Source organism: Deinococcus detaillensis, from assembly GCF_007280555.1.
Lineage (GTDB): Bacteria > Deinococcota > Deinococci > Deinococcales > Deinococcaceae > Deinococcus > Deinococcus detaillensis.
In genome coordinates, this window is sequence record NZ_VKDB01000003.1 from 280865 (window position 1) to 307350 (window position 26486).

28 protein-coding genes are annotated in these 26486 nt (G+C 61.6%); 11 read left to right on the plus strand and 17 right to left on the minus strand.

Annotated features, from left to right (window positions below; genetic code table 11):
- The first annotated feature begins 39 nt into the window (after nucleotides 1-39).
- Nucleotides 40-2712, plus strand: coding sequence for a DNA polymerase I (gene polA / locus FNU79_RS05370; protein ID WP_143719856.1), 2673 nt, complete (start codon nucleotides 40-42; stop codon nucleotides 2710-2712).
- Between the two features lie 126 nt (nucleotides 2713-2838).
- On the opposite strand, the gene FNU79_RS05375 is transcribed toward polA, so the two are convergent.
- The gene (locus FNU79_RS05375; RefSeq protein ID WP_124872608.1) at nucleotides 2839-3552 is read right to left on the minus strand and encodes a zinc ribbon domain-containing protein; all 714 of its coding nucleotides are present in this window, start codon (nucleotides 3550-3552) and stop codon (nucleotides 2839-2841) included.
- 56 nt (nucleotides 3553-3608) lie between these two features.
- Complete coding sequence (gene nth / locus FNU79_RS05380; protein ID WP_143719857.1) at nucleotides 3609-4301, minus strand: endonuclease III; 693 nt, start codon at nucleotides 4299-4301, stop codon at nucleotides 3609-3611.
- 67 nt (nucleotides 4302-4368) lie between these two features.
- Between nth and FNU79_RS05385 the strand changes: the two genes are divergently transcribed.
- The 4 genes from FNU79_RS05385 to FNU79_RS05400 all read left to right on the plus strand — a co-directional run bounded on the left by FNU79_RS05385 (nucleotide 4369) and on the right by FNU79_RS05400 (nucleotide 7081).
- A complete protein-coding gene (locus FNU79_RS05385; RefSeq protein ID WP_143719858.1) occupies nucleotides 4369-5196 on the plus strand; it encodes an undecaprenyl-diphosphate phosphatase in 828 nt (275 codons plus the stop codon).
- Nucleotides 5197-5818: 622 nt separating this feature from the next.
- Complete coding sequence (locus FNU79_RS05390; protein WP_225429901.1) at nucleotides 5819-6112, plus strand: ribonuclease domain-containing protein; 294 nt, start codon at nucleotides 5819-5821, stop codon at nucleotides 6110-6112.
- A complete protein-coding gene (locus tag FNU79_RS05395) occupies nucleotides 6109-6495 on the plus strand; it encodes a barstar family protein (protein ID WP_143719859.1) in 387 nt (128 codons plus the stop codon). The genes FNU79_RS05390 and FNU79_RS05395 overlap by 4 nt, the downstream gene beginning before the upstream one ends.
- Before the next feature lie 58 nt (nucleotides 6496-6553).
- Nucleotides 6554-7081, plus strand: coding sequence for a DUF4388 domain-containing protein (locus tag FNU79_RS05400; protein ID WP_143719860.1), 528 nt, complete (start codon nucleotides 6554-6556; stop codon nucleotides 7079-7081).
- Between the two features lie 139 nt (nucleotides 7082-7220).
- Here FNU79_RS05400 and FNU79_RS05405 read toward each other — a convergent pair whose 3' ends face one another.
- The 3 genes from FNU79_RS05405 to hisF all read right to left on the minus strand — a co-directional run bounded on the left by FNU79_RS05405 (nucleotide 7221) and on the right by hisF (nucleotide 9856).
- A complete protein-coding gene (locus FNU79_RS05405) occupies nucleotides 7221-8183 on the minus strand; it encodes a ribose-phosphate diphosphokinase (RefSeq protein ID WP_124872618.1) in 963 nt (320 codons plus the stop codon).
- 150 nt (nucleotides 8184-8333) lie between these two features.
- A complete protein-coding gene (gene hisIE, locus FNU79_RS05410) occupies nucleotides 8334-9044 on the minus strand; it encodes a bifunctional phosphoribosyl-AMP cyclohydrolase/phosphoribosyl-ATP diphosphatase HisIE (RefSeq protein WP_143719861.1) in 711 nt (236 codons plus the stop codon).
- A complete protein-coding gene (gene hisF, locus FNU79_RS05415) occupies nucleotides 9041-9856 on the minus strand; it encodes an imidazole glycerol phosphate synthase subunit HisF (protein ID WP_143719862.1) in 816 nt (271 codons plus the stop codon). The genes hisIE and hisF overlap by 4 nt, the downstream gene beginning before the upstream one ends.
- A 171-nt stretch (nucleotides 9857-10027) precedes the next feature.
- Between hisF and FNU79_RS05420 the strand changes: the two genes are divergently transcribed.
- Both FNU79_RS05420 and FNU79_RS05425 read left to right on the plus strand, forming a co-directional pair.
- Nucleotides 10028-10612: a response regulator gene (locus tag FNU79_RS05420; protein WP_318636129.1), complete on the plus strand. Its 585-nt coding sequence runs from the start codon at nucleotides 10028-10030 to the stop codon at nucleotides 10610-10612.
- 51 nt (nucleotides 10613-10663) lie between these two features.
- Entirely contained in the window at nucleotides 10664-11476 is an 813-nt protein-coding gene (locus tag FNU79_RS05425; RefSeq protein ID WP_143719863.1) for a type III pantothenate kinase, read from the plus strand.
- A gap of 93 nt (nucleotides 11477-11569) precedes the next feature.
- On the opposite strand, the gene FNU79_RS05430 is transcribed toward FNU79_RS05425, so the two are convergent.
- The 3 genes from FNU79_RS05430 to FNU79_RS05440 all read right to left on the minus strand — a co-directional run bounded on the left by FNU79_RS05430 (nucleotide 11570) and on the right by FNU79_RS05440 (nucleotide 13808).
- Nucleotides 11570-12025, minus strand: coding sequence for a tellurite resistance TerB family protein (locus tag FNU79_RS05430; RefSeq protein ID WP_143719864.1), 456 nt, complete (start codon nucleotides 12023-12025; stop codon nucleotides 11570-11572).
- Between the two features lie 97 nt (nucleotides 12026-12122).
- Complete coding sequence (locus FNU79_RS05435; protein WP_143719865.1) at nucleotides 12123-13142, minus strand: aldo/keto reductase; 1020 nt, start codon at nucleotides 13140-13142, stop codon at nucleotides 12123-12125.
- A gap of 117 nt (nucleotides 13143-13259) precedes the next feature.
- Nucleotides 13260-13808, minus strand: a complete 549-nt coding sequence (locus FNU79_RS05440) for a YceI family protein (protein WP_143719866.1) — start codon at nucleotides 13806-13808, stop codon at nucleotides 13260-13262.
- Between the two features lie 195 nt (nucleotides 13809-14003).
- Here FNU79_RS05440 and FNU79_RS05445 point away from each other — a divergent pair, with 195 nt between their 5' ends.
- Entirely contained in the window at nucleotides 14004-14720 is a 717-nt protein-coding gene (locus tag FNU79_RS05445; protein ID WP_185974608.1) for a tyrosine-protein phosphatase, read from the plus strand.
- Between the two features lie 72 nt (nucleotides 14721-14792).
- Here FNU79_RS05445 and FNU79_RS05450 read toward each other — a convergent pair whose 3' ends face one another.
- From FNU79_RS05450 to FNU79_RS05470, 5 genes are all read right to left on the minus strand, one after another.
- Nucleotides 14793-15716: a phospho-N-acetylmuramoyl-pentapeptide-transferase gene (locus tag FNU79_RS05450; protein WP_143719868.1), complete on the minus strand. Its 924-nt coding sequence runs from the start codon at nucleotides 15714-15716 to the stop codon at nucleotides 14793-14795.
- Between the two features lie 291 nt (nucleotides 15717-16007).
- On the minus strand, nucleotides 16008-16781 hold the full coding sequence (locus FNU79_RS05455) for a hypothetical protein (protein WP_225429894.1): 774 nt from the start codon (nucleotides 16779-16781) through the stop codon (nucleotides 16008-16010).
- Nucleotides 16778-18070, minus strand: a complete 1293-nt coding sequence (gene murF / locus FNU79_RS05460) for a UDP-N-acetylmuramoyl-tripeptide--D-alanyl-D-alanine ligase (RefSeq protein ID WP_143719869.1) — start codon at nucleotides 18068-18070, stop codon at nucleotides 16778-16780. The genes FNU79_RS05455 and murF overlap by 4 nt, the downstream gene beginning before the upstream one ends.
- A gap of 74 nt (nucleotides 18071-18144) precedes the next feature.
- Nucleotides 18145-19737: a bacillithiol biosynthesis cysteine-adding enzyme BshC gene (bshC, locus tag FNU79_RS05465; RefSeq protein WP_143719870.1), complete on the minus strand. Its 1593-nt coding sequence runs from the start codon at nucleotides 19735-19737 to the stop codon at nucleotides 18145-18147.
- A gap of 73 nt (nucleotides 19738-19810) precedes the next feature.
- Complete coding sequence (locus tag FNU79_RS05470) at nucleotides 19811-20485, minus strand: Crp/Fnr family transcriptional regulator (protein WP_143719871.1); 675 nt, start codon at nucleotides 20483-20485, stop codon at nucleotides 19811-19813.
- A gap of 156 nt (nucleotides 20486-20641) precedes the next feature.
- Here FNU79_RS05470 and FNU79_RS05475 point away from each other — a divergent pair, with 156 nt between their 5' ends.
- Both FNU79_RS05475 and glgC read left to right on the plus strand, forming a co-directional pair.
- Nucleotides 20642-21445, plus strand: coding sequence for a WecB/TagA/CpsF family glycosyltransferase (locus tag FNU79_RS05475; protein WP_143719872.1), 804 nt, complete (start codon nucleotides 20642-20644; stop codon nucleotides 21443-21445).
- A gap of 167 nt (nucleotides 21446-21612) precedes the next feature.
- A complete protein-coding gene (glgC, locus tag FNU79_RS05480) occupies nucleotides 21613-22854 on the plus strand; it encodes a glucose-1-phosphate adenylyltransferase (protein ID WP_143719873.1) in 1242 nt (413 codons plus the stop codon).
- Nucleotides 22855-22910: 56 nt separating this feature from the next.
- Here the strand turns inward: glgC and aat are convergent, their stop codons facing one another.
- Together aat and FNU79_RS05490 are read right to left on the minus strand one after the other, a co-directional pair.
- Nucleotides 22911-23564 carry a leucyl/phenylalanyl-tRNA--protein transferase gene (gene aat / locus FNU79_RS05485; protein ID WP_143719874.1) on the minus strand — a complete coding sequence of 218 codons (654 nt, stop codon included), beginning with the start codon at nucleotides 23562-23564 and terminating at the stop codon, nucleotides 22911-22913.
- Nucleotides 23565-23662: 98 nt separating this feature from the next.
- Entirely contained in the window at nucleotides 23663-24097 is a 435-nt protein-coding gene (locus FNU79_RS05490; RefSeq protein WP_143719875.1) for a PaaI family thioesterase, read from the minus strand.
- 85 nt (nucleotides 24098-24182) lie between these two features.
- Between FNU79_RS05490 and FNU79_RS05495 the strand changes: the two genes are divergently transcribed.
- Complete coding sequence (locus tag FNU79_RS05495; protein ID WP_143719876.1) at nucleotides 24183-25247, plus strand: SGNH/GDSL hydrolase family protein; 1065 nt, start codon at nucleotides 24183-24185, stop codon at nucleotides 25245-25247.
- Nucleotides 25248-25315: 68 nt separating this feature from the next.
- On the opposite strand, the gene FNU79_RS05500 is transcribed toward FNU79_RS05495, so the two are convergent.
- Nucleotides 25316-25996, minus strand: a complete 681-nt coding sequence (locus FNU79_RS05500) for a Bax inhibitor-1/YccA family protein (protein ID WP_143719877.1) — start codon at nucleotides 25994-25996, stop codon at nucleotides 25316-25318.
- A 102-nt stretch (nucleotides 25997-26098) separates the two neighbouring features.
- Nucleotides 26099-26482 carry an Hsp20/alpha crystallin family protein gene (locus FNU79_RS05505; RefSeq protein WP_124867056.1) on the minus strand — a complete coding sequence of 128 codons (384 nt, stop codon included), beginning with the start codon at nucleotides 26480-26482 and terminating at the stop codon, nucleotides 26099-26101.
- Between the last annotated feature and the right edge of the window lie 4 nt (nucleotides 26483-26486).

Sequence of the window (26486 nt, forward strand, 5' to 3'; positions counted from 1 at the left end):
GTACGCAAATACCTTACCTGGGTGCGCTAGAATGACTTCATGACGCCCCCGCCCGACACCGCCGTGCTGATCGACGGGCACGCCCTCGCCTTTCGCTCGTACTTTGCATTGCCGCCGCTGACCAGTAAAAGCGGCGAGCCGACCCACGCCATTTTAGGCTTTATGCGCCAGATCACCCGCTTGATGCGGCAAAAGAGCAACCAGGTCATCGTGGTCTTCGATCCGCCGGTCAAGACGTTTCGCCACGAGCAATACGAAGATTACAAAGCGGGCCGCGCCGAAATTCCTGCCGATTTGCCTGCCCAGATCAACCGTATTCGGGCCATCGTGGACGCCATCGGCTTGCCGCGTCTAGAGGTTGGCGGCTACGAAGCCGACGACGTGATCGGCACATTGGCTAAAAAAGCCGAGGCCCACGGCATGAACGCGGTGATCGTCACCTCTGACCGCGACAGCTACCAGTTGCTGACCGAGCGCGTCAAAGTGCTGACCAGCGATTTCAAGTTGTTTGGCCCCAAGGATGTGCTGGAAAAATACGGCGTCAGCGTCGAGCAGTGGGTGGATTACCGCTCGCTGACGGGCGACGCCAGCGACAATATTCCCGGCGCAAAAGGCATCGGCCCCAAGACAGCGGCCAAGTTGCTGCAAGAACACGGCAGCCTCGATGAGGTGATCGCCCGTGCCCAGGACGGCAGCTTAGAGCCTAAAGGCACCCGCGAAAAGATTTTATCGAGTTTGGAGAACGTCTATAAAAGCCGCGATCTGTCGTGTATGGTCACGGATTTGCCGCTTGAGATCGAAATGGCGACTCACGTGGGGGCGGGTGATCCGGCGGCCCTAGACGCGCTGCTGAGCGAACTCGATCTGGGCAGTGTCCGCAAAGACCTTGGAGCGCTGCGCGGGCCCAGCGGAGTCGCCGCCGAGCCGGAACCCGAACCCGAAAGTCTGGCCCGCGAAGTGCCGAGCGGCGAGTGGCGCACCCCGGCGGCGGGTGTGATGTGGGGCTACTTGCTCTCGCGCGAAGATGACTTGACAGCGGAGTTGCTGGGAGCCGCCACCGCCGACGGCGAAATCACCCGCACCGCGCCGCTGGAGTTCGAGCCGGTCGAAGAGCAAGCACCTGAAGCCAGTTCGCCGCCCGAAGAAGCGCTTTTTGAGGAAGCGGCCAGCGGGAAGAAAACCAAATCGAAAGCCAAGCCCAAGCCAAAACCCGAACCGCTGGGTCACGTCGATGAATCGCAGTTCGTGGGCCAGCGTGAGGTCAAGGCGGCGGGGGCCAAAGCCTTAGCCACCCACCTGCAAGTGCGCGGCCTTAAGGTCGAACCCGGCGATGATCCGCTGCTGCTGGCTTACCTGCTCGACCCCAACAACACCGCCATGCCCGCCGTGACCCAGCGTTACCTGCATGCGCTGTGGCCCAGCGACGCGGCCAACCGGGCTTCGCTGAGTGACCAGCTCTGGGACTTGCTGTTGCCGCAGCTCGACGAGGCACGCCTCAAGCTGTATCACGACATCGAAAAGCCGCTGGCACGGGTGCTGGCCCGCATGGAAGTGCGCGGCGTCAAGCTCGACAGCGCTTACCTGCGCGGGCTCAGCGAGGCAATGGGCGCACGCATTCAAACCCTAGAGGCCGAGATTCACCAGCACGCGGGACGGGTCTTCTCGGTGAGCAGCCGCGACCAGCTCGAAGCGGTGCTGTACGACGAGCTTCAGCTCAGTACGGGCCGCAAGACCAAGCTGACCGGCAAGCGCTCCACCGCCGTCGCCGCGCTTGAGCCGCTGATCGACGAACACCCGATTATTCCAGCGCTGCTCGAATACCGCGAACTCTCCAAGCTGCGCGGCACTTACCTCGACCCGCTGCCGAACCTGGTCAATCCGCGCACTGGGCGGCTGCACACCACCTTTGCCCAGACCATCGCGGCCACCGGCAGGCTCAGCAGCCTCAATCCCAACCTCCAGAACATCCCGATTCGCTCGGCGGTGGGGCGCGAAATCCGCAAGGGTTTCATTGCCGATCAGGGCTTTACCTTGCTCAGCGCCGATTACTCGCAGATCGAGCTGCGCTTGCTGGCGCACATGTCCGGTGATTTGCTGATGCAGGAAGCCTTCAACACCGGGGCCGACATTCACCGCCGCACCGCTTCGCAGGTGCTGGGCGTGGACGAAAACAACGTCAGTGCCGATCAGCGCCGCGCCGCCAAAACGGTGAATTTCGGAGTGCTCTACGGCATGAGTGCCCACCGCCTCAGCCGAGACATGAATATTCCGTATGCCGATGCCAGCGGCTTTATCGAGCGCTATTTTGAAACGTATCCGGGTATTCGTGGCTACATCGACCGCACCCTTGCTGATGGCCGCGAGAAGGGCTATGTGGAAACCCTGTATGGGCGGCGGCGCTACGTGCCAGAACTGCTGAGCAGCAACCGCAATGTGCGTGAGGCGGGCGAGCGGCTGGCCTACAACATGCCGATTCAGGGCACCGCCGCCGATATCATCAAAATCGCCATGATCGAACTCGACCCGCCGCTGATGGAGGTGGGAGCGCGGATGCTGCTGCAAGTTCATGATGAACTGCTGGTCGAAGCGCCGATTGACAAGGCTGACGAAATCGCCGAGCTGATCAGGCGCACTATGATGAACGCCGCCAGTCTCAGCGTGCCGCTGAACGTGGAAGTCGGCAGAGGGCCGGACTGGTTCGATACCAAGTAGGCGTGAGCTGAGGCCCAACGCAAACCCCCGCCGAATTAGGAGCGGGGGCAGTGCTGGCAGCCACAAGCGGGACGGAGCCAGCACCATCAAAGTGTGCTGTTGGGATGGGCTGGCTTGGCTCTTCCCTCAGCCCTTGTACAAAATTCGCCCGCACGAGGGGCACTTCACTGGAGGCAGTTTGCCGCCAGCGGCCCGCTGCTGGATGTTGACCGGCAGTTGCACGTTGCAGCCCTGGCAGCGGCCTGCCGTGTACGACACGATGCCGATGCCTTTTTTACCTTTGCGAATCAGTTCGTATTCCTTAACGAGGCGCGGCTCGGTGCGGCCCACGATCTCGGCCCGCTCGGCCCGCATGCCCTCGCCCTGAGCGCGTAAGTCTTCGACGCGGGCGTCGTCGGTTTCTTCCAAGCTGCTCAGGTTGGGGCGCATGGCCCTGAGTTCGCCGCGCAGGCCGCTGGCTTTTTCGCGCAAACTGGTTTGCTGAATCTGCACAGGCTCTAGGGCTTCCTCGTAGTCCGAGACCCGCTCCGAGAGCTGCAAAATGACGCTTTCAAACTGTGATTGCAATTTGGCGTTGGTGGCGTTGCGGTCTTGCTCGGCTCTGTTGCGGGCCACTTGCTCGCGGCTGCTGGCCAGATCAAGCTCAAGTTGTCTGGCCTGACGGTCTACTTTTTCCAGCTCGATTTCAGTGTCTTCGAGTTGGTTGTTGATCTTGGCTTGCTCCAGGCGTGCGGCCCGCAAGTCGTCTGAAATACTGCCTTCCTCAAGGCGCAGGCGGTCGAGTTCGAGGTCAAGGCCCTGCACACGGTAAAGCTGTTCCAGTTGTCCGCTTTCGCTCATCGCCTTCAGTCTAACCCCATGTGAGCCGCTTGGGGGCTTGGTCAGCGGCGCAGTGCTCAGCCGCTGCTCTCCACGCCCAGCCGTGGACACAAGCTCAGCAGCGTGCAGGACGAGCAAAGGGGTCTGCGGGCCAGGCAGACGCGCCGCCCGTGCAAAATCAGGGCGTGATGCAAAAAGATCCACGAATCTTGCGGGAAGAGTGCCTGAAGGTCGAGCTCCACTTTGTCTGGGTTGGTCTGTTCGCTCAGGCCCAGCCGCCGCGCGAGCCGCCCCACGTGGGTGTCTACCGCGATGGCCGCCATCCCGTAGGCGTTGCTCAGCACCACATTGGCAGTTTTGCGTCCCGCGCCCGGCAAAGTCACCACCGCCGCGAAATCGTTGGGTACCTCTCCGCCGTGCCGCTCCAGAAGGAGGCCAGAGAGGGCCACCAGATTCTTGGCTTTGTTGCGGTAAAGGCCAATGCTTTTAATCAGGGCTTCCACCGCTTCCACGGATGCGGCGCTCATGGCCTGCGCGTCGGGGTAAGCGGCAAAGAGGGCGGGTGTGGCGGCGTTCACGCTTTTGTCGGTGGCCTGCGCCGAGAGCACGGTGGCGATGAGGAGTTCAAAGGGGCTTTGGTATTCAAGTTCGGTGCGGGCGTCGGGGTAGGTGGCCCGCAGGCCACTGAGGATGCCCTCGGCACGGCGTTTGAGGGCGGCGGGCGGGCGCGGACGAGAAGCTTTGGCGGGCGTTTTGGCAGCGGGAGACACGCCCCTAGCTTAGCCAACTTCACGCTTTACTTACCCATTACTTAAATGCACTAAGCTGACCGGCGACATGGACTGGCTTTATAGCGTCATTCTCGGCATCGTCGAAGGTCTCACCGAATTCCTTCCCGTTTCTTCTACCGGCCACCTGATCGTGGCGGGCGACCTCCTGCGCGTGCCTTGGCAAAAAAATGTACTCGACACCTTTGAAGTGGTGATTCAGGGCGGAGCGATTTTGGCGGTGGTGGTGTATTACTGGCGCGACCTGGTGCGGCAGGCCAGCACCATCAACAAAGACGCGGGCGTGCAGCGCTTGTGGCTGGGTATCGTGGTGGCCTGCATTCCCGCCGTGATTTTGGGCGCACTCTTCGGCAGCAAAATCAAGGCGCTGCTGTTTACCCCCACCGTCGTGGCGTGGGCGCTGATCGTCGGCGGCGTGCTGATGTACCTCATCGAGATGCGCCCGCGCCCCGCGACCACCCACAAGCTGGAGAGCATCAGCTTGCCGCAGGCCATTACCGTGGGCTTGGTGCAGTGCTTGGCGCTGCTGTGGCCGGGCTTTTCGCGCTCGGCCAGCAGCATTCTCGGCGGGATGCTGACCGGTTTAGACCGCCCCACCGCCACCAAGTTCAGCTTCTACCTCGGCATTCCGGTGCTGGGCGGCGCGACCTTGCTGGATTTCGTCAAGCATAAAGATGACCTCGGCACGGCGGGCCTGACCAATGTGGGCATCGGTTTTGTGGTCAGCTTTATCGTGGCGTATTTCGTGATCGGCTGGCTGCTGCGCTTTGTCAGCACCCACGATTTCAAAGGTTTTGCCGTTTACCGCATCATCATCGGCGTCGTTATTTTGGTGCTGATCTACTCGGGCGTCATCAGCAATTTGAACAGAGCTTGACCGGGGCGTAACGCGCCAGCTTAAGCCAGAGGCTTTTTCTTCCCGCTCCCACCGTCCCTCACCCTTACCAGCAACCAACATGGCCCCCTGCTGCTCGAAAAGTCGAGTGCTAGCGCGGGCCATTGCTGTATTAGGACGGCGTTTGGGGGAGTAAACCAGTGACCATGTGGGCGGCGCTGCACCACTTGGCCGCCCCAGCTGATACAGGATTTTGGCGGCTTCAGGACTTGGGACAGCCAAACCTTGGTCAAGGCTGCGCTGAACTTGCCGCTGCACTTTAACCCAGAACAGCCTTACGCCTATGCGCTCAGCAGAGTTTGAGCACGGCTGGATTACGTTTGCTGTTTGCTGGCCGAATCGGAGGGCCACACAGCAGGCAGTGGGGCGGGGGAGCGCTATCCTAGGCGGCATGTTTGGCAGATTTCCATTTGTGTCGTGGGCCGCTTCGGGCGCTTTGGCCTTGACGCTGATGTTGGGAGCTTGCTCACCGGCTGGCAAGGCCCAAACTTCTGGCGCAGCGTCTAACAAGACTCAAACCACGACAAAAACTCAATTTCAGTCTGGCGCAACTCAAGCCCAGCCGACCCGCTCAGGGCGCGATCCCCAAAGCGGACTTCTCTTGATGGCCCGATCGGCACTGCCGGCGGAAGGTCAGCGCACCCTCAGCTTAATCGGGCAAGGCGGGCCCGTGCCTCCGCAACATTGGCCGTACCAAAAAGACGGCGTGGTTTTTTCTAACCGCGAGCGCATTTTGCCCAAGCAGTCCAGCGGCTATTACCACGAATACACCGTGCCCACGCCCCAGTCGGCGGACCGGGGAGCGCGGCGCATCGTCTGCGGCCCGCCGCGAAGCTTGGCTGCCGAGTGTTATTACACCGCCGATCATTACGCCAGCTTCAAAAGGATTGCCCCATGAGCATTTTCGAGTCGCCGCCCGAAGGAATCCAGCCCGCACCCGCCGAGCCGCGTATGGTGGCGGCGGGAGCGCAAGTCCGGCTGCGCGAAGTAAACCTCGGCAACGTCTCGGACAAAGACGACTTGATGCTGGCTTTTGCCAACGACTTGACCCTGACTCCCAATTTTGGCCGCAACTGGGACGCCCTCTACGACGTGCTGAGCGACCCCGAACAAGTCCCCGAGCGCTTGGCACTGGTGCTGTGTAGTTATCCCGATTTTGAGCGTCAACACCCTAAACTCGCCGCACAACTCACAAGCGTGTTGCTGGACGCCCAAACGGCGCTGGCGGCGCGGGGAAAAGCGCTGTGGCTGCTCTCGGACGTGCCGGAAAGCGAAGGGTAAAGCTCTCAGGGCGGGCGGCCCCGTCACACTTTGTATCCAGACACGCTAGACTGCCGCCATGTTGCGGGGCAGTCTTTCTGAATTTCCTCTTCTGAACGTGTTACAGATGTTGACCAACAGTGGAGCGAGCGGCAAACTTCACGTTTCTCATCTGCGCGGCGGTGACTTGTGGTTGCAAGGCGGCGAAGTGGTTCACGCCTCGGCGCTGCTGCGTGAAGGCGACGACGCCCTTGATCTGCTGTCCTCGGTGGGCGGCGGTGATTTCACCTTTGAACCGGGCCAAGCTGCGCCCAAGCAGAGCGTCGACACCCGCCGCACCGCTTTGCTGCGCCAACTCAGCGTCAGCAGCGACGCTTGGCAAGAGTTGCTGCGCCTCTTTCCGCACTGGGACAGGCCGCTGACCTTCACATCGCGTTGGACGGATCAGCAGCCGGTGACCCGCGCCCAATTTCGCACCCTCAATTTGGTGGGCCGGGTGCCGCTGGGAGACTTGGTGGCCCAAAGCGACCTCTCTCCCCGCGCCACTTTAGAAGTGCTGCGCCCCTTCGTCCAGTCGGGCCTGGTGGATTCGGGAGCGCAGCTCTAGGTTGAGTTGTGGGAACTAGATCGCCGAACGTGGGCAAAGCGCTGAGAGAACAGGGGAGACGTGAACCTTATCCTTCTCTTTTGCGCTTAGCACGTTGAGCGGTTAGCCTTCAACCGCTCCCACACGCCTCTTTCAGGTGCTATTCAAACAAGGTGCTGACGCTTTCTCCGGTGTGAATGTTGCTGATGGCGTTGGCAAACAGCGGAGCCACGTCCAAAATGGCCAACTTGCCGCCCGCGTTTCGCATTTTCTCTTCGGACACCAGTACGGTGTTGGTGCTGGCCACTTCCACCGCGTCGAGGGCCGCGATCCGCTCAATGGCAGGGCCGGTGTAGACCCCGTGCGAGACGGCTACATAGACTTCTTTCGCGCCCATGTTTTTAGAAAAGTTGACGGCTTCAACCAGCGAACCGGCGGTGCTGATCTCGTCGTCAACGATAAAGACTGTTTTGCCGGTCACGTCACCGATCAGGGCGCGGGGGTCGACGTTGGTGTCTGAGACGCGCTGCTTGTCGATGAAGGCCAGACCCGAGTCGAGGCGGCGGGCAATTGCCGAGGCCCGTTTGATGCTGCCCGCGTCGGGTGCCAGCACCACGCCTTCGTTGGCGTTGGGCACGCGGGATTTGAGGTACTGGCTGATCACCACGTCGGCAGACAGGTGATCGACCGGCACTTTGAAAAAGCCGTGAACCTGCGCCGAGTGCAGCGACATGGTGAGAACCCGGTCAGCGCCCGCTTCCTGAATAAGGTCGGCCATCAAGCGCCCGGCGATGCTGATGCGCGGCGCGTCTTTTTTGTCGCTGCGGGCGTAGCTGTAATAAGGAATCACAGCGGTCACGCGCCCTGCCGAGGCACTCTTGGCGGCGTCGATCATCAAAAAAAGTTCCAGAATAGAGTCGCTGACCGGATGACTAAAACTCTGAACAATGAACACGTCACCTTCGCGCAGCGAGTCTTCAAAATGCACGATGATGTTTTCGTTGGTAAACTGCTCAGTTTTGCTGTGCCCGAGCGGAATGCCCAGATTGTCGCAGATGGACTGCGCGAGGGGGCGGTTGCTTTGTCCAGAAAACACCATCAGGGGGCCGCGATTAACAGGCATAGGAAAAGACCTCCGGGAAAGCGGGAATGAGCGGCTGCCAAGAAAGCACGCCGCGTAGCGCAGGGAAACGTAGCCAGCATAGCGAAATGCTGGCAGTGGCGTGACGCGTTACCCCGTCAGGAACACCCGTGCCCTACTCGGCCACCCGGCTCAGCCGATTTCTTTTGGCCCCTTTAGACCGCTTTTGCCTTCACGTTCCTCCAGTACGCGGGCCACGTCGCCGGGCGTCACGCCGACTTCGGCCAGCGCGAAGAAAGTGTGAAACAGCAGATCGGCGGTTTCGGTGGCCAGCTCGGCTTTGTCGCCGTTTTTGGCGGCCAGCAGCACTTCTCCGGCTTCCTCGCTGATTTTTTTGAGCACCCGGTCAAGCCCCCCGGCGTGCAGCCGCGCCACATAACTTTGTTCGGGTAAGGTTCGCAACCGCTCGGTGATGGTGGCGTAGACCCGCTCCAGCGTGTCGCCTAGCGACTGTGGATTGAGAGCTTGTGGATTGAGTATCTCATCCGTTTGCAGTAACAGCGGTCGGTAAAAGCAGCTGTACTCGCCGGTATGACAAGCCGGGCCACTCTGCTGCACGCGGTACAGCACGCTGTCGCCGTCGCAGTCGAGGTGAATACTCTCGATGTGCTGGACATGCCCGCTGGTCAGGCCTTTGATCCACTGCTGGCTCCGTGAACGCGAAAAGTAAGTGCCTTGACGGGTCGTCAGGGCGTGTTCAATCGCGGCTCGGTCTGCGTAAGCCTGCATCAGCACTGCGCCGGTTTGGGCGTCCTGCACCACCACCGGTACCAAACCGTCTGGGCCGAAGTGGATGTCGTCCACTTTCACGTTGTCTCTGCTCACCTTAATTGGACTGCTCATGCCAAGACCCCGGTATCGTGCCATTCGGGGCGCACCGCGACGCCCTGAGCGTGCAAGTAAGCCTTGACCTGCGGCACGCTGAGGTCGCCGAAGTGAAAGACGCTGGCGGCCAGCGCGGCGTCGGCTTGTCCGCCGGTTGCGCCGCCGCTGAGCACCTCGGCAAAGTCTTCGAGTTTGCCTGCGCCGCCGGAAGCGATCACGGGGATATCCAGTGCCTGCGCCACGGCGCGGGTTGCCGCCAGATCAAAGCCGGCCCGCGTGCCGTCGGCGTCCATGATGTTCAGGCAAATTTCGCCCGCGCCGAGGTGCTGGCCTTCTTCGGCCCAGCGCAGCAAATCCAGGCCGGTGTCCACCCGCCCACCGCCTACGTAGACATTCCAGCCCTCGCCGCTGGGATGCCCGCCGGGTCGGCGTTTGGCGTCGATGCTGAGCATCACGCACTGCGAGCCGTGGTGGTCGCTGGCCGCCCGTATCAGCTGGGGCGTGCGGACGGCGGAACTGTTGACGCTGATCTTGTCGGCCCCGGCCAGCAGCAGCGCCCGGAAATCGGCGAGGTCGCTCACGCCGCCGCCCACCGTCAGCGGCATCATGACCTGCTCGGCGACGCGGGCCGCCACGTCGAGCATCAGTTTGCGGCCTTCGTGAGAAGCGGTGATGTCGTAAAACACCAGTTCGTCGGCTTGCTGGGCTTCGTAGCGCTGGGCCAGCACCAGCGGGTCGCCCGCGTCGCGGTGATCTTCAAAAAAGCGGACGTTCTTGACCACCCGGCCATTTTGAACGTCCAAGCAGGGAATGATGCGTTTGGCAAGCATGAACCGAGTCTAGAGCGCGGCGCGGCCCAGCAGGGTGGCGGCTGTCTACTTTTTTTGTTGGCTTTCTTACTGGGGGCGGGCGATCTATACAAGTGGTCAGCAGCGTTGCAGCGCTCCTTCCGGTCATTTTTGCTGGGCCTGGATGCCCCCCGGCCTCTCACACCCATACAAATGTCCCTTTTCAAAGTTAAAGACCAGCTAAACTTAAGGGGAGATAAAGACCGGGGTAGTTTGGGGTATTCGCTGAGCACCATTTGGGGGGGCAAGATGCAGGGGCATGGACGAATTTTGTTGGTGGACGACAATCCCAACGATTTGGAGTTGGCGCTGGTCGCCTTCGAGAAATCGGGCCGTGCTCCTGAAGTGACGGTGGCCCGCAGCGGTCAGGAAGCCATGCGGCTGCTGACGCGGGCAGTCAAGCCGGCTGTCCGCGCTGAGCAGACCGTAACCCACTTGCCGGATGTGGTGCTGCTCGACCTCAACATGCCGCAAATGGACGGCTTGGCCGTGCTGGAAGCGATTCGGGCGCAGCCGGGTTTGGAAGGCTTGCCGGTGGTGATCTTATCGACCAGCCGCGAGGAGCGTGATATTCGGGCCTGCTACAAGAGAGGCGCGAGCGCTTACGTCGTCAAGCCGGTTGAATTTGAGCAGTTTCTGACCACGCTCAGTGCCACCTCCGACTTCTGGACGCGCCTCAACGAGCATCCGCAGCCGATCAAACAACCCGAGAGCGCCGAGGCACCGGGCAGCAATTGAGGCTCGCTGAAATGAGGCGCAGCGGGTTTTAGGCCTTTAGAATACAACTTCATGCTCGCTTCTCCGCTCTCCACTGCCCGCTTTCCGCTGCTGGCCATCGACATCGGCAACACCAGCACGGTGCTGGGCCTCGCCGACCAAGACTTGGAGCTCCGCCAAACCTGGCGCGTCCGCACCAACCGCGACCTCTTGCCAGACGATCTGGCGCTGCAACTCAGCGGCCTCTTCCATCTCAGCGGCCTTGAACCGCCGCATAGCGCCGTGCTGAGCAGCGTGGCTCCGCCAGTGGGCCAGAATTATCTGCTGGCGCTGCGGCAACACTTTGGGATTAAGGCCTTTGAAGTCAACACCCAAAATCTGCCGGACGTTCATGTGGAACTGAGCCAGCCCAGCAACGTGGGTGCAGACCGCCTGTGCAATTTGTTCGGCGCTGAAAAGTACCTCAGCGGTGAGGGCCGCTCCAGTTACGAGTATGCCGTCGTCGTAGATTTCGGCACCAGCACCAATTTCGACGTGATCGGCAAGGGGCGGCGCTTTATCGGCGGCGTGCTGGCCACCGGAGCGCAGGTGTCTGCCGACGCGTTGTTTGCCCGCGCCGCCAAGTTGCCGCGCATCAGCTTGCAAGCGCCGGTGAGCGCCATCGGCAAAGACACGGTTCACGCGCTGCAATCTGGCTTGGTGTTTGGCTACGCCGAGATGGTGGACGGCCTGCTGCGCCGCATCCGCGCCGAGTTGCCCGCGCCCGCCGTAACGGTGGCAACAGGCGGCTTTGCCCGCACGGTGGAAGGCATCTGCCGCGAGATTGAGTATTACGACGACACCCTGACCCTGCGCGGCTTGGTGGAGTTGTGGGCCAGCCGCTGAAGTTTGGGCGCAGTCAACAGCCAGTAAAAAGAAAGGCAGGAGAGGAATTGATTTTCCCCTTCTGCCCCGTTGTAAAAGCTGATTAAACGCTCGTTAGAGTCCGAACTCGCTCGGTTGGAGCTTCAGCGCGTAAATAATATCGCGCATGATCATCTGCTCTTTTTCGTCGAAGTTGCCATCGGCATTGGCGATCACCACCGCCAGTTGAACGACGGCCCGCGCTTCTTCCTGCTTCTTGGCCGCCTTGCCGACGACTTGAATCAATTCAATTTTGCCGAAATCAAAGTCGTTGGTGACTTTATCGCAGTAAGCGTCGTATTTGTCGCGCAATTTGCCCACGTCAAAAGACTTGAGTTTGTCGCTGCTGGTGATGAAAGCGGCGGTGCGGCTGCGCTCCTGGGTGTCGATTTTGCCGTCAGCGGCGGCGATCAGGGCGCAGGCGGCCATGCTGGCGTCGGCGAAAGTGGCGTTGTTGAAACGCGAAAAGCCTTCTTGCGTGGCGGCAACGCCTTGGTTGGCCAGCGTTTTGAGTTGATCCAGAAATCCCATGTTGTCTCCTTTGACTCGGTTGCTTGATCCTCAGGGTAAGCGGGCGCGGTCTGGGAGTGCCAAGTTTGCCGCCCGATGTTCTGGTCAATCCTTAATCTTAGTTTTCGAGCTCGGTGCGTGCTCGCTCCCAATCGCTGACCTGCGAAATCTCGGCCAGGTCTTTGTCGCTCAGTTGGAGGCTGACCGTGCCCAGCAATTCTTTAAGCTGCGCCACGCTGTTGGCCCCGATGATCGGCGCGGTCATAGCGGGCTGCGCCAGAAGCCAAGCCAAAGCGACTTGGGCGGGCACGGCGTTGTGAGCCTCTGCCACCGCTTTGAGTGTGTCGATGGTGTCGAAATTGGCGTCACTGAAGCGCCGACGCGCGTTCTCATCGGCCCGTACGCTTCCAGGGAGCGCCGCGCCGCGCTGATATTTGCCGGTCAGCATTCCGCCGCCCAAGGGGCTCCAAGGAATCACCCCGACGCCGTATTCCACCGCTACTTTTTGGATTTCACGCTCGAAGTTGGCGCGGGTGGGCGACAGCAAGCTGTATTCCGGCTGGATGCTCACAAAGGCTTCCAAATTCTTTTTGTCGCTGGTCCAAAGGGCCTGCATCAGCCGCCAAGCGCTGTAATTGGAGCAGCCGATATAGCGCACGTAGCCGCGCTTGACCAGTTCAGTGAGGGCCGACAGCGTTTCTTCAATCGGGGTGAGTGGATCGATGAAATGCGTTTGGTAGAGGTCGATGTGATCGACTTGGAGGCGCTTGAGGCTGTCTTCGCAGGCCTTGAGAATCCAGCGCCTCGATAAGCCTTCACGCTGACGCACGGTGTTGCGGCCCTGCGAAAAGCCTTCGCCCATCGCGCCCCGCACTTTGGTGGCAATGACTATGTCGTCCCGGTTGCCCCGCGCCTTGACCCAGCGCCCGACGATTTCCTCCGAGATGCCGCCGGGGTTGCCTTTGGCCCAGGCCGTATACACGTCGGCGGTGTCGATAAAATTGCCGCCTGCCGCGTAGTAGGCGTCCATGATTTCAAAAGCGGCGTCTTCGCCCGCGCTCCAGCCAAACTGCATGGTGCCGAGGCCCAGCGGAAACAGGTGCAGGCCGCTTTTTCCCAATCTGCGGTAAGTCGTCATGTGTACTCCCTCTTTAAGTTTCTCGTAAACGCCCACAAGTCTGGCGGCCTGTTGGCGCAGGCTTGGGAAGCTGGGCGGGTTTGTGGAGGCTTGGACAAGGCTGCGTTCTGCGCACAGTTACGGCGTCGCCAACTTGAAACTGACCCCCACCGCGATACTGCTCGCGCCTCCAGCGTAATTGACCCCGAAATCGTGCGGGTTGAATTTGAATTGGGTCGCCACCGTGATGGTGTTGCCCTGGCGCGTCAGCTTGACCGGAGCGTTGAGCGTTTTACTGACGCCTCTGAGGCTAAACTGCCCAGTCACAGTGCTGCTGACGGGTTGGCCTTCGGGCAAACTGCCCAGCCCCTGAACGCCGGTCAAGGTAAACACGGCGTCTGGAAACTGCGCTGCGCCCAGCGCTCCGCGCATGTGTTCGTCGCGCAAGCTGTTGCCGGTTTTAAGCGAGGCGACATTGACCTTCAGCGTGCCGCCGACACTCGCTAGGTCATCAGGATTAATCTCAAGTGCTGCACTGACTTGGCCCGTCTCGCCGTGTACTGGAATGATAATCACCCGGTAATCAAAGGCGGCCTGACCGCCGCTGGCCTTGTACGGCGCGGCGCTTGCCAAACTACTCAGGAGAAATAACCCGCCGAGCATCCAGCTTCTGACTTGTGTATTCATGCTTTAGTTTGTCAAGCGGTTGTGAGATTAAATCCTCTATCGCCCGCACCAGCTTACAGTGCTGAGCATGTTTGCTGATATCACTGATCCCTCATCCAATCTTGGTTTCTCTTACCTTTACATTAGCGTTTCTGACATGGCGTCACTGTTGGATTCAGACTGACGCCAAGCTCTCCGCTTCGCCAAACTGACCGAGTGCCAACCACCGTGACTTGGGAAGGAATCGTCAATGCCCGTGACCTCGCTGGACTGCCCACTCCGAGCGGCCCGGTGCGGCCCAGCCGCCTGATTCGCAGCGGCAACCTCTCGCGGCTGACTGAGCAGGGCAAAGCTGAAGTGCGCGGGGCGGGCGTCTCGCGCATCGTGGACGTGCGCTGCGCCGAGGAACGCTCGATTGACCCCGCTCCTTTCCTGGGTGAGGCAATGTATCTGAATGTTCTGGCCCTGCCACACGGCAACTTCAAGCTCAACGAAGCCAGCGCCGCCGCTCAAACCAACGCTGACCATTACCGCGCCATGCTGAAACACGCCGCCCCCAATCTGACCCTGATCTTGCAGCAGATCGTGGACGCTCCGCCCGGCGCAGTATTGGTTCATTGCCACATCGGTAAAGACCGCACCGGCCTCGTCACCGCGCTGGCTCTTTTCGTGGCGGGTGTACCGGACGCCGAGATTGCCGCCGACTATGCCCAGACCGATCAGCATGTTCAGCCGCTTTATGCTGCCAGCTTGGCCCGCCAAACTGACCCGGCCAAACGCGCTGAGCTGGCCCGCTTTCTGGTGAGTCATCCAGCCGACATGCTCTCAGCCATAGACTTTTTGCGCGAACTCGGTGGGTTGGATTACCTGACTCGGCGCGGCTTCGGGCCTGATTTGCAAGCGGCGCTGCGGGGGCGGCTCACCCGTCCCTGACCAACAAAAAACCCCCGCCAGCAGCAGAGGTTTTTTTTTCTACGAGCTACAAACCAATCTCTACAATCCTACTTACCACTTCCCGCCCATCAGTCCCCAGGCGGCGGCAGTGGCCAGCGCCGTGATCATCCAAAAGCGCACCGTGACCTGAGTCTCTTTCCAGCCGCTGAGTTCAAAATGGTGCTGAATCGGACTCATCTTAAAGACGCGCTTGCCGGTGGTCTTGAACGAGGCCACCTGAATGATGACGCTCAGCACCGCGACCACCGGAATAATCGCGGCAATCGGCAGCAGCCAGGCGTCGGCGTAAAGAACATAGACGCCCGCCGCCACCGCGCCGATGGCGTGGCTGCCCATGTCGCCCATGAAGACGCGGGCCGGGTGGGCGTTGTACCACATGAAGCCGGTGACCGCGCCGACAAGCAGCAGTGCCGCCGCTGAAACGCTCAGGAATGGCAGCAGCACGATTAAGCTCACCCCGCCCAGCAACCCGTCTAGGCCATCGGTGAAGTTAAAGGCGTTGACGGCGGCCACCATCACCAAGGTAATCAGCACGGTGTCCCAGATGGGGCCGAAACTCTGCACCAGCAAGTGAGATGAGAGCGGCGCGGCGAAGTAAGCGAACACTGCCCCGACGATGAGTTGCAGCGGGAACTTCTCGCGGGCCAGCAGCTCTTTTTTGCCGCCCACCATCCGCGAGCGAATTTTGAGGAAGTCGTCGGCAAGTCCGATCAGGCCCATTCCGATGGCCGCTGCCACGATCATGATTTCACGCTCGGCGCTAAAATTGGCTGCCCGCGCTCCACTGAAAAAATACACCAGCCACATCGCCGCGAAGGCCAGCACAAAGGCCACGCCGCCCGCTGTGGGCGTGCCTTCCTTTTGTAAATGGGTCTGCGGGCCTTCTTTGCGAACCGGCTGACCCCAGCCGCGCAATTTGGAGACGTGAATAAACAAACCGAGTAAAAACCACGACAGCAGTGCCGTGAGAATCATCGCGGGCCTGAGTGTGTACGGCCAAAGGTATGGGAAAGTTTTGGAAGATTAAGCACAATAGCGCCAGAGTACCATGAAGCCATTTGGGCTTGACTTGGCTTAGGATTGCTGGCGAAAGGAGCCGATTTAGAGCATTTGGGAGGATGGATAGCTGAGCGTGCTTTTGGCTCAGCTATCCATCCTCCCAAATGCTCTCTTTATTTCACTCCCGTTGGTTCTTGGGCAGAGCGGCACCCTTATGGGGCCTGCCCGCTCGGTCAAAAAAGAGCTTCTTTTTTGACAAATGCTCTATTAGGGCCGCACTTCCCGCAAGTCCGGCAAAAAAACCCGAATCTGCCCCGCCGCGCTGAGCGTCACAATTCGCCCGCCCACTGCGCCGATTAGTCCGGGGCCGTGCGGCACACTGGCGACGGGCTGATCGCCGCTGCCTAAGCGCTCCAAAGCGCTGCCGGTGAGTCGGTACAGGCCCTGTCCGGTTTGAACGCTGGGCAGACTGCTGACCGCCACGCCGCGCCCCGGCAAGCGGTAGACGTAAGCGGGAGCGTCCGTCCCCAGCCGTGCAGGGCTGAGTAAGCTGGCGGGGCTGCCAGGACGGTACAAGTTGCCGCCCACCAAAGCGTATTCTTCGCCGTCGCCGCCAGTCAGCACGGCGCTGGGCGTGCCGAGAACGCCGCCCGCCGCGCCGCCGGAATAATTGAGGGCGGTGCCGTCCTGCAAATAAATGCGCTGCTGGCTGAGCTTGGCAACCCGCCCGACCACCCGCGTCTCCGGCGGGCCGTCTAAAGTCACGATCAGTCCGGCACTCGGCAGCGCCCCCCACGCCACGTTGCCCACCCAGGCGGCGGCCACAGCGGGCGCGGGCAGCGGCGCGAGCTGCGCCCTGAGGCTGGGAGCGCGGGCCACGAAGGCTTGCCCGCCCGACACCCAAGTCACGCCCACGTCGCTGAAATCAGCTTGAAAGGGGAGAGGAGCGCTCGGTTGCCGATGGGTCTGAACAGGGGCGCAGGCGGTCAGCACAGCCAGGAAAGGGGCGGCCAAGAAAGGGACAGCCAGCCAGCGCTTCACTTTTTCTCCTCCTGAACTGGACTGGCCCGCAGTTCCAGTAGAGCGTCCACCACACTGTCTAGGCCCACGCCTTCCGCCAGCCGCTTTTCCGGCGTCCACGAGATGCCCCGGCTGGCCTTGACCAAAATCACGTCGCCATCCCTGACTTCGGCTCTCAGGGCTTCCAATAGGGGCGGCACGCTGGCAAAGGCCCGCTCGCCCAGCAGCTCGGCAAACGGGCCGACGCCGTAAGTCAAATCAGCGTGCTGGCGGGACAGCGTTCCGACTTCGGCGTGCATGGCCCGCTCATCCTCGCCAAGTTCCAGCATTTGGCCCAGCACGCTGATTTTGCGGCCCCCAAATGTGCTCAGCGCTTCCAGCGCGGCTTTCATACTCAGCGGCGAGGCGTTGTAGGTGTCGTCAATGACGGTAAAGCGTCCCGCCAGCACGCGGTAGCGGCCCCCCGGCACGCTGACCACGCTCAGGCGCTCGGCGGCCCGTCTGAGGTCTAGGCCCGCTTGCTCGGCCAGCGCTAGGCCCAGCACGGCAGCTTCGGCCTGCACTTTGGAAGCGTGGGGCAAGTTCACGGCCACGTCTCCGAAAGTAAAAGAAGCTCCCTCGGCATTGACCGTCAGGTGCTGGCCTGCGAAACTCGCGCCCTCAAAGCCGTAGGTGTCCACGCCTGCGAACCACTCGGCGGCCTGCTGCGAGACGAGTCGGCGGGCCGCTTCCAAGATCACGCCTTTTTCCCTTGCCACGCCCGCCACGCTGCCCAGCGCTTCCAAGTGCGCCGCACCGATGCTGGTAATCACGCCCACGTCCGGTCGTACCAAGTCCACCAGTTCGCGCATTTCACCGGGGCGGTCAATGCCCATTTCCACCACCAGAGGAGACCCGGAGCGCCCAAATTCCAGCAAAAAGCAGGCGATAGCAGGCAGGGTATTGAAAACCGGCATAAAGTGCGCGTCCAGCGCGGCGGCGGCGTAACTTTTGGCGGTGGTTTTGCCCACGCTGCCGGTGATGCCGACGACCAGCGAGTTGTGCCGACGCTCGGCCGTGGCCCAAGCAAACAGGGCGTCGCGGGCGTCGGGAACCCGCACGGCGCGGGGCACGTTCAAGTCGGTGAGCACAAAGGGTGCGCCGCGCTCTAGAGCCTGATTTACGAAGGCATTGCCGTGCATCTGTTCGCCCGGCAGCGCCACAAACGCCGTCTCGGGGCCAGCTTGGCGCGAGTCCCAGGTCAGGCGGGCGGCGGGCCGCGCCTGCGGGTGAATCTCGGCGGCAAAAGGCAAATCGGTGAGGGAAAGCATGGAAAAGAGTATAGGCAGGGCGCTTGAGCCTCAGGCTAGCGCTTTCTGAGTTCCTCTCGCTACACCCCCCAAATTCAGGGAATCACCACGTCCACCTGCGCTCCAGCTTCCAGCGAGAGCAGCAGCTTCAGCGGAGTGTCGCCGTGCTTGAGGAGGTAGGTCAAGAAATTCATCTCGCGCTCTTGGAGGTGTCCAGCGGGCAGCAGGTGTTTTTTGAGCCGGGTCAGTTGGCCGCTCTTGTCGTCCTCAGCGCGGGCGAGGGCCGAGTAGGCTTGCTGGCGGTGGCGCTCCAAGCGGCTCATGGTGCGGTTCTTACTGCGCTCCACGCTGCTTTTCAGGGTCGGATCGAGCGCCGAGAGTTCGTTCATCAGGGCGCTGAACTCGCCTTCCAAGTGATTGATCCGCTCCTGACTCAGCGCGGCGGCTTGTTGCTGACTTGCCAGCGCCTTGCCCAGCGTGCCTTCAGGGTCACGCTGAAACTGCGCCGCCGTGACGCCGAAACGCTCCAGCAGTCGGGCCACATTCGGCTCCAGCCAGGTCACGCTCAGGCGCGGCCACAGAACCGGCTGCTCTAAGCCGTGAAGCCCGTAGACCCCGCGCAGCTCGGCGGCGTAGGCCAGTTCACCCGGCCCCACCACGAAGGCGGCGGTGGGCAGCAAGTAATCTTGGATGATGGGGCGCAGCCCAGCGGCGGGGGTAATCCGGCTGGGGTCACTGTCCAGTAGCGAGAGCAACTCGGCTTTGGTGTAGCCCTCAAACGCCTTGCCGCCCTGCTGCGAAACGCGCAGCAAGGTGCGCTGGCCGCTTTCTTCTTCCACAAACAAGTTCGTCGATCCGGGTGGGCGGCGAAGCTGGGCGGCGTAGCCCTGCGCTTCAAGTTGCTCGGCGGCAGCTTCGATGCGCTGCGGGCCTTCGAGGGGACGCTCGATTTCGGCAGCCAGCGCCGGGGCCATCAAGCGGGCCAGCGCTGGATGCAGCGGGTCGAGCACGATCAGGCCGTGCTCGCCCAGCAGGGTGTACATCAAGCGGGCGAACACGTCGGCGTACGTCCGGCCCTTGAAGGCGAAATCCAGACGTGAGCGCACCGCCGCTTTGTGCGCTTCGGGGGCGTCAAATTCGCCGATCAGTTCCAGCAGTTGCGCTGACCACTCGGCCCGCCAAGCGATGCGGCCCACCGGCACGCCGCGCGGCAAGTCGAGGCGCGGCTCAAATTCGCGCTCCGAAAAGTCGAGCAGATGGGTGGAGGCCACTTCGTCGGCGTCGTGGTCTTGGCTGGCGATCCAAAACACCGGCAAGACCGGGCGCTCCTCGGTGCTGAGCTGACGGGCCAGCAAAATGGCGTCGGCGGCTTTGTGGACGCTGTAGGCCGGGCCGCCCAGCAGTCCGGCTTGTTGTCCGGCCACCACCACCCGCGCTTCTGGGTGCGAGAGCTTTTCGAGTTGCGCGGCGAGCATTTTGGCGGCTGGGTCGGCTTTTTTGGCTGTGCCGTCCGGCAAACCCACATCAAGGTGGTAAGCCCGCAACGCGGCGGCCAGAGCGGGGCGATCAAGGACGCGCTGCGCCTGCAAAAAGGCGGGCAAGTCGGCGGGCGTGCGAGCAAAAAACTCGCTCAGGTGGCCCGCTCGGTAAGCGTCGAGCAGGGGCAGGCGGGCGGGCGCGGAAGTCATGCGGGTATCATCATGCACCCTGCGGCGCACGGTTTGTGTTCATGGCTTCCAAACGCTGGCCCGCTGACGGTGCTCAGGCTCCCAGCGGTTGCCGAGCGGCCTTTTCTAAGCCGCCTCTGTCCATCACCACGATGCGGCGGTAGCCCAAATCCAGCAGCCCACGCGAGCGGAACTCGCCGAGCAGCTTGGTGATGGTTTCGCGGGTGCTGCCCACCGCGTGCGCCAAATCCTGATGCGAGATGCGCCCGCGCAGAGCCACTTGCTGATCGTGGTTCTCGCCGCTTTCGTTGGCCAGCTCCAAAAGGGCCAGCGCCAGCCGCTGCGAGACCTCCAAAAAGACCAGTTGCGAGAGCCGGTCTTGCAGGCCACGTGTTTGGCGCACCACCTGGGTGCTGAGCGCCACGCTGAGGTCGGGCGAGCGGCTCATCAAGTCGCGCAGGGCCTCGCCGCCGATCATCAGCGCGGAGAGGTCGTCCATCGCTTCGGCGTAGAGGCCGTATTTGCCGTTGTCGAGCAGGGCGGTCAGGCCCAAGAGGTCACCGGGGCCATGCACGTTGACCGTCACTTCGCGGGCACTTGCGCCCAGCCGGTAGAGCCGGGCGTGGCCGCTTTGCAGCATGTACAGCGTTTCAGCCGGGTCATCGGCGTGCAGCACAATGCTGCCGCGACTCCAGTGGTGTTGGCGAGTGGTGGAGAGGAGCGAAACGCGGGCCGCTTCGGGAAGGGCCGCAAGGAAGCCGGGCAACATGCTTCATAGTATTTTCATGTATTGCCGAACCAAAGGGAAGGTAAAGCACATTAGCGGGTACCAGTCAAACGAGGCGCTGGATCAGTCCCCGTGCTAAACTGCGGCCCACAAGGACTTAGCCCCCGCCTATGAGCCGATACCTATGACCAAACACCTATGACCCGTCCCCGCCTGACGCTGCTCGATTTGCCTCTCGACCCCGTCACCCTCGACCAAGCGCTCGAGCGCCTCAGCGTCTGGGTGCAGCCGGGTCAGCGCTCAGCGCACACGGTGGTCACGCTCAATCCTGAATTCATCATGCAGGCGCGGGCCGAAGACGCCCAAACCGCAATGACTCAGGCTGCAACAAATCAGGCCGCAGCGCCCAGCGCCTTTACGCAGGCCATGCAGCAAGCTGACCTCGTCACCGCCGACGGGGTGGGGATTGTCTGGGCCGCCCGTAAACTGCTGGGCCAAGAAGTGCCGCGTGCGCCGGGCTTTGATTTGACCAGCGGCCTGATGGCCAAGCACGGCAGCGCCCTGCGCGTCTTTTTTCTCGGCTCCAAGCCGGGCGTGGCTGAAGCGGCGGCGGCGGCGGCGGTCAGCCGTTACGGCATTCAGGTGGCGGGCGTGCATCACGGCTACTTCGACACCAGCGAAGATCAGCGGGTGGCCGAACTCATTCGCGCCAGCGGCGCAGATCTGCTGCTGACCGGCATGGGCGCGGGGCGGCAAGAAACATTCAACGAATACTGGCGCGGCGTGCTGGGCGTACCGGTGATGATCGGCTGCGGCGGCGTCCTGGACGTGCTGGCGGGCAGCGCTCAACTGGCCCCGGTCTGGACACGCAAGCTGGGCGTCGAGTGGATCTGGCGTGTGGTCGGCGACCGCAAGCGCTGGGGCCGCGCTCCCAGATTGGCCCGTTTCGTGCTGCTGGTCAACCGGCAGGCCAAAGCTACAGGCCACCGCGCCAAGCCCTGAACCGGACACCAAAAAAGTTGAGCTGAGCCTGGAAATCCAAAAATGCCCAGCCCAAGCGCCTTGCCTCTCACCCCCGCTCATTTCTGACAGTAGACTAGGAAAGCGCAAACCACGTTCTACATTCACTGTGCTCGAACTTCCTGTGTTCTGGTTGCTGAGGGGGACTTATGAAACCACGCGTGTTGGGTATGATTCTCGCCGGTGGTCAAGGCTCACGGCTCTCGCCGCTGACTTTGCGCCGCTCCAAGCCTGCCGTGCCGTTTGGCAGCAAATACCGAATTATTGATTTTGCCATCAACAATTTCATCAACTCCGGCTTTTTCAGTATCTACGTGATGACCCAGTACAAAGCCCAAAGCCTCACCGAGCACATCCAGCGCGGCTGGCGCTTCGGCACCTTCCTGAGCGATTACTTCATCACTTTGGTTCCGGCCCAGATGTACCGCTTCGAGGAACTCGGCCCGGTCTGGTACAGAGGCACCGCCGACGCCGTGTACCAAAACCTGCACCTGGTCGACAACCACAACTCCGATTACGTGGCGATTTTTTCCGGCGATCACATCTACAAAATGAACGTCGAACACATGCTCCAGCAGCACATCGATTCGCGGGCGGATGTGAGCATTGCCGCTTACCCGATGCCCCAGAGCCAGGCGCACCAGTTCGGCATCATGCACGTCGACGAAAAGTGGAAAGTCACCGACTTTTTGGAAAAACCCGCCAACCCGCCGAGCATTCCCGGCCAGCCTGGCACCAGCCTAACCAGCATGGGCAATTACATCTTTTCGCGCCGCGCCCTCGATGAACTGCTCGAAACCAGCATGTCGAACGGCGAGGAGGGTTTTGATTTCGGTAAAGACGTGATTCCGCGTGCGCTTTCAGACGGCTACAACGTGATGGCCTACGACTTTCACAAAAACCCGATTCCTGGCCAGGACCGTCCCAACTTGTACTGGCGCGACGTGGGCACGCTCGACGCTTACTTTGAAGCCAACATGGATCTGGTGACGGTCAATCCAGAATTCGACATCTACAACGCCGATTGGCCGCTGCGAACCAGCAGCGAGTTTTCACCGCCGGCCAAGTTCGTCCACGAATCCGAAGGGCGGCGCGGGCAAGCCTTTAACAGCATCATGGCGGGGGGCACCATTATTTCCGGCGGCACTGTCCGCGACAGCGTGTTGGGCCGCGCCGTGCACAGCCACTCGCATTCGCTGGTGGAAAGCTCGGTGCTGTTTGACAACGTGCAAATTGGCCGCCACAGCCAGATTCGCCGCACCATCATCGACAAAGACGTGATCGTCCCGCCTGGCACCCGCATCGGCTACAACGCCGAGGAAGACCGTGCCAGAGGCTTTACCGTCACTGAAGCGGGCGTGGTGGTGGTGCCCAAGAGTTACACCTTCTAAGTTATCTTCCAGATTCAAAAAGTACAGAGCTGACATTCAGCGCCGGATAAATAAGTTCATCCGGCGCTGTCTCTAATCTGGAAGCGTTGCTCAAGGGCAGGCTGTTCTTCCAATGCTTCAAACTCCACGTCTTGGCCTAGCGCGGGGCGCAGGAGTCCGGCGTATTCGGCGGGCGTGATCTCGTACGTGCCGAACTGCTCGAGGTGCGGATTTTGCATCTGGGCGTCCAGAAAGCTGTAGCCTCTGCGGGTCAGGTGCTGCGACAAGCGCACCAGCGCCACCTTGCTGGCGTGTGTGACGGCGTGAAACATGGTTTCGCCGACGAACGCGCCGCCCAGCGCCAAGCCCAGCACGCCGCCTGCCAGTTGACCACCACGCCACGTTTCAAAGCTGTGAAGGAGGCCAGTTTCGTTGAGGTGCAGGTAAATACCGGCCAGCTCAGGGCTGATCCACGTTTCTTCGCGGGCCATGCAGCCGGCTAGCACGCCGGGAAAGTCGGCATTGATCCGCACCTCGAACCTGCTGAGGTGCTTGCTTAAGCTGCGCGGGATGTGGAGCGCCTCGCCCAGCGGCACCAGAGCGCGGCGGGTGCTGGAATACCATTCCAAGCCTTCACCGTTGTCCATCAAAAAGCCGCCGCCCGCATAGCCTCTGGCGATTTCACGGGTCAGCGGATCAGGATGGTTGAGCATCGACATGGCGGTTGGCACTTCACTAAAGTAGCGGGTTTTGGGCGTTACTGGGTAGCCCCCGCCGCTTTTTGTACCCCCGAAGTCCTAAGAAAAATGTCACATTGCCGCCCTCAGCTTTAGCGCGGATACAAAACAGCTTGGGTGCAGCGGAAGAGCGCCAGCGTTTTGCCTGCGGCGCTCACCTGCGCGTCCCAGACTTGGGTGGTGCGTCCGGCATGAATCAGCTTGGCTTCCACCTCGATCTGGCCGCTGCGGGCAGTCGAGAGAAAATTGCTTTTGAGTTCGATGGTCGTAAAATTGTGCGCTCCAGCGGGAAGTGCCAAGATGGTGCCGTACCCGCAAGCCGTGTCGGCCAGCCCGATGACGGTGGCGGCGTGCAAAAAGCCGTTGGGGGCCAGCACTTCTTCGCGGATGTCGAGGTGCGCCCGCATCAGGCCCCGTTCGGCGTGGGTAAAAATGATGCCGAGCAGTCCCGGTAACCTTCCTTGACTGCGGGCGTTGATTTCGCTCAACTCTGGCGCGGCGGAGAGGGGTTTTTGCTGCTCGGTCATGCGGGGAGTGTAGCTCAGCGGCGCGGGCCAACGCCCAGCAGCAACCCTTTACCCTTTTCATGCGGCCTGCTCTTAGGGTAAAGCTGTGAATAGACTGTCTTCCAAGGGCCAGCGCCGCAGCCGAATGGGTTTCGCGGCGGTGCTGGCGCTCCTGAGTACCCTCAGCGCCGCGTCTGCGCCCTCGCCGCCCGCATCGATGACGTATGTGGCCCTCGGAGACTCGCTGACGGCGGGCTTTCAATCCGGCGGCCTGACGGCTGAAGATCAGCGGGAAGCGTATCCGGCAGTGATCGCCCAGCTTGCCCGCATTCCTTTCGGCGTTCCGGCGGGCGGCGGGCCGGGTTGTCCGCCGCCGCTGGGCGCAGCGGGCCTGAGCGCGGCGTCTTGTCTGCGGCTTGACCCGGCAGTGCGCGGCTCTAATTTCGCGGTGCCCGGCGCAAAGGTGGCCGACTTGCTGAGCCGTAGCGCCAAGAACGCGGGCGACGACCTGACCCGCCGCCTGTATACGCTGATTCTGGGCCCGGATCAAACCCAGGTGCAGGCGGCTCTCAAATCCAAGCCGCGTTTTGTCTCGCTCTGGATCGGCAGCAACGATGTTCTGAACGCTGCGGCGTCCGGCGACTTGAGTCAGGCCACGTCGCCGCATGACTTTGAAGCGGCTTACCGCCAACTGCTCAGCGCACTGGCTCCTGCCAAGGCCCAACTGCTGCTGCTGACGGTGCCGGACGTGACCACCGCGCCGGTGTTGGTCGCGGGCCAGCTGCTTTACGGGTACGGCCTCGCCGACGCTTCGTGCCAGCACAGCCCCAACAAAGTTGCCGCCACTTGGGTGATCACTCACGCGCCGGTCAGTTGTGGCGCTCCGTATGCCCTGACGCCGGCCAAGCTCTCGGCCTTGCAGCAGATTGTCGCCGCCTACAACGCCAGCATTCACCGCTTGGCGCAGGAACGCGGCCTGCCGGTCTTTGATGTGGCTCCGCTGCTTGCAGGGTTGCAGCGCCCCGACCCCAACCCGGCAAGCCCCCAGCCGTTCGGCCCCGATTTCTCGCAGGACGGCGTGCATCCCTCGGCACAGACCCAAGCCAAACTGGCCCGCGCCATCGTGACCTTCGGGAACGCTGAACTCAAGCTGGGTGTGGCGCTGCCCTAATCAAACCAAGACAGCAAGAAACGGGGGCCAGATTCAATGTCTGGCCCCCGCTGCTGTGACTAAAGTGCTTAGTTGCGTCCGCCGCCGCTGAAGATACGCAGCAAAAAGAGGAACATGTTGATGAAGTTCAGGTACAAGGAGAGTGCGCCGTAGATCGCGCCTTTCTCGGCGTTGTCGCCCTCGACGCCGCTCAGGGCGATGTTACGCAGGCGCTGGGTGTCGTAGACGGTCAGGCCTGCGAACAGCAGCACGCCCACGCCGCTGATCATCAAGTTGAGTACGGTACCGCCGATCCAGATGTTGACGACCATCGCCACCACGAGGCCGATCAGCGCGAACAGGAAAAAGCGGCCCATGCCCGACAGATCACGCTTGATGACGTAACCCAGCACGCTCATGGCTCCGAAGGTCAGCGCGGCGGTGCCGAAAGCCGAATAAACCGCTTGGGTGGAGTAAACCATCAGCAGGCCCGAAAAGGTCAGGCCGGTGATGGCGGCGTAGACCATAAAAAGGATGCCCGCCACCGCCGCGTTGATGCGGGGCAGCAAAAAGCTCATGCCGAAGACCACGCCGAGTTGAACGATCAGCAGCGGAAAGCGGATGCTCATGACTTGGTAGGCCAGTTGCTGATTGGACGCGGTAATGTAGGCGATAGCGGCAGTCAGTACCAGCCCGGCAGCCATCCAGGAGTAGGTGCGGTTCATGAACGAACGCACGACAGATTCAGTGCGAGTGGCAGTCATTTGCATACATCAATGATACGTCAGCCACCTGAAAAAGGTTCCCGACTTGTCCCCCGCCGGCCTGATCTGGTCTTTACCTTCTCAGGTCTGCGTACGCTGAACCCTTTGTCACTCTGCTTCTATGGTTTTGTTCACCTTCTCGAAGCGTACGCTCAGCACGCCGCTGACCAAACTGGCCTCGCCGCTTTGGGCCACCACCGGCTCCGGAAAACTGAGGCGGCGGCTAAAACGTCCGGTGCGGCGCTCACGGTGCAGGCTTTCCTGATCTTCCGGCACCGCGCCGCGCTCGCCGCTGAGCGTCACCGCCTCGCCGTCGTCCTCTAGGGCCAAGCTTTCGGGAGCGCAGCCCGGCACATCCACCATTAAGGTCAGGTGGGTACCGGAGCTGAGCCAATCGGCGTCGGGAGCAAACGGGCCGCCGCTGGCGAGCGTTTCGACTTCCTCGCGCAGTTGCATCACTTTTTGAAGGCGGGCGAGTACAGGCTTATCCATCGGC

Bases quoted from the DNA above. Each gene is read 5' to 3' on its own strand.
- polA (WP_143719856.1), top strand. From the start codon at position 40: ATGACGCCCCCGCCCGACACCGCCGTGCTGATCGACGGGCACGCCCTC.
- FNU79_RS05375 (WP_124872608.1), bottom strand. From the start codon at position 3,552: ATGAGCGAAAGCGGACAACTGGAACAGCTTTACCGTGTGCAGGGCCTT.
- FNU79_RS05385 (WP_143719858.1), top strand. From the start codon at position 4,369: ATGGACTGGCTTTATAGCGTCATTCTCGGCATCGTCGAAGGTCTCACC.
- FNU79_RS05390 (WP_225429901.1), top strand. From the start codon at position 5,819: ATGGCCCGATCGGCACTGCCGGCGGAAGGTCAGCGCACCCTCAGCTTA.
- FNU79_RS05395 (WP_143719859.1), top strand. From the start codon at position 6,109: ATGAGCATTTTCGAGTCGCCGCCCGAAGGAATCCAGCCCGCACCCGCC.
- FNU79_RS05400 (WP_143719860.1), top strand. From the start codon at position 6,554: ATGTTGCGGGGCAGTCTTTCTGAATTTCCTCTTCTGAACGTGTTACAG.
- FNU79_RS05405 (WP_124872618.1), bottom strand. From the start codon at position 8,183: ATGCCTGTTAATCGCGGCCCCCTGATGGTGTTTTCTGGACAAAGCAAC.
- hisIE (WP_143719861.1), bottom strand. From the start codon at position 9,044: ATGAGCAGTCCAATTAAGGTGAGCAGAGACAACGTGAAAGTGGACGAC.
- hisF (WP_143719862.1), bottom strand. From the start codon at position 9,856: ATGCTTGCCAAACGCATCATTCCCTGCTTGGACGTTCAAAATGGCCGG.
- FNU79_RS05420 (WP_318636129.1), top strand. From the start codon at position 10,028: ATGTCCCTTTTCAAAGTTAAAGACCAGCTAAACTTAAGGGGAGATAAA.
- FNU79_RS05425 (WP_143719863.1), top strand. From the start codon at position 10,664: ATGCTCGCTTCTCCGCTCTCCACTGCCCGCTTTCCGCTGCTGGCCATC.
- FNU79_RS05430 (WP_143719864.1), bottom strand. From the start codon at position 12,025: ATGGGATTTCTGGATCAACTCAAAACGCTGGCCAACCAAGGCGTTGCC.
- FNU79_RS05435 (WP_143719865.1), bottom strand. From the start codon at position 13,142: ATGACGACTTACCGCAGATTGGGAAAAAGCGGCCTGCACCTGTTTCCG.
- FNU79_RS05440 (WP_143719866.1), bottom strand. From the start codon at position 13,808: ATGAATACACAAGTCAGAAGCTGGATGCTCGGCGGGTTATTTCTCCTG.
- FNU79_RS05450 (WP_143719868.1), bottom strand. From the start codon at position 15,716: ATGATTCTCACGGCACTGCTGTCGTGGTTTTTACTCGGTTTGTTTATT.
- murF (WP_143719869.1), bottom strand. From the start codon at position 18,070: ATGCTTTCCCTCACCGATTTGCCTTTTGCCGCCGAGATTCACCCGCAG.
- bshC (WP_143719870.1), bottom strand. From the start codon at position 19,737: ATGACTTCCGCGCCCGCCCGCCTGCCCCTGCTCGACGCTTACCGAGCG.
- FNU79_RS05470 (WP_143719871.1), bottom strand. From the start codon at position 20,485: ATGTTGCCCGGCTTCCTTGCGGCCCTTCCCGAAGCGGCCCGCGTTTCG.
- FNU79_RS05475 (WP_143719872.1), top strand. From the start codon at position 20,642: ATGACCCGTCCCCGCCTGACGCTGCTCGATTTGCCTCTCGACCCCGTC.
- glgC (WP_143719873.1), top strand. From the start codon at position 21,613: ATGAAACCACGCGTGTTGGGTATGATTCTCGCCGGTGGTCAAGGCTCA.
- FNU79_RS05490 (WP_143719875.1), bottom strand. From the start codon at position 24,097: ATGACCGAGCAGCAAAAACCCCTCTCCGCCGCGCCAGAGTTGAGCGAA.
- FNU79_RS05500 (WP_143719877.1), bottom strand. From the start codon at position 25,996: ATGCAAATGACTGCCACTCGCACTGAATCTGTCGTGCGTTCGTTCATG.
- FNU79_RS05505 (WP_124867056.1), bottom strand. From the start codon at position 26,482: ATGGATAAGCCTGTACTCGCCCGCCTTCAAAAAGTGATGCAACTGCGC.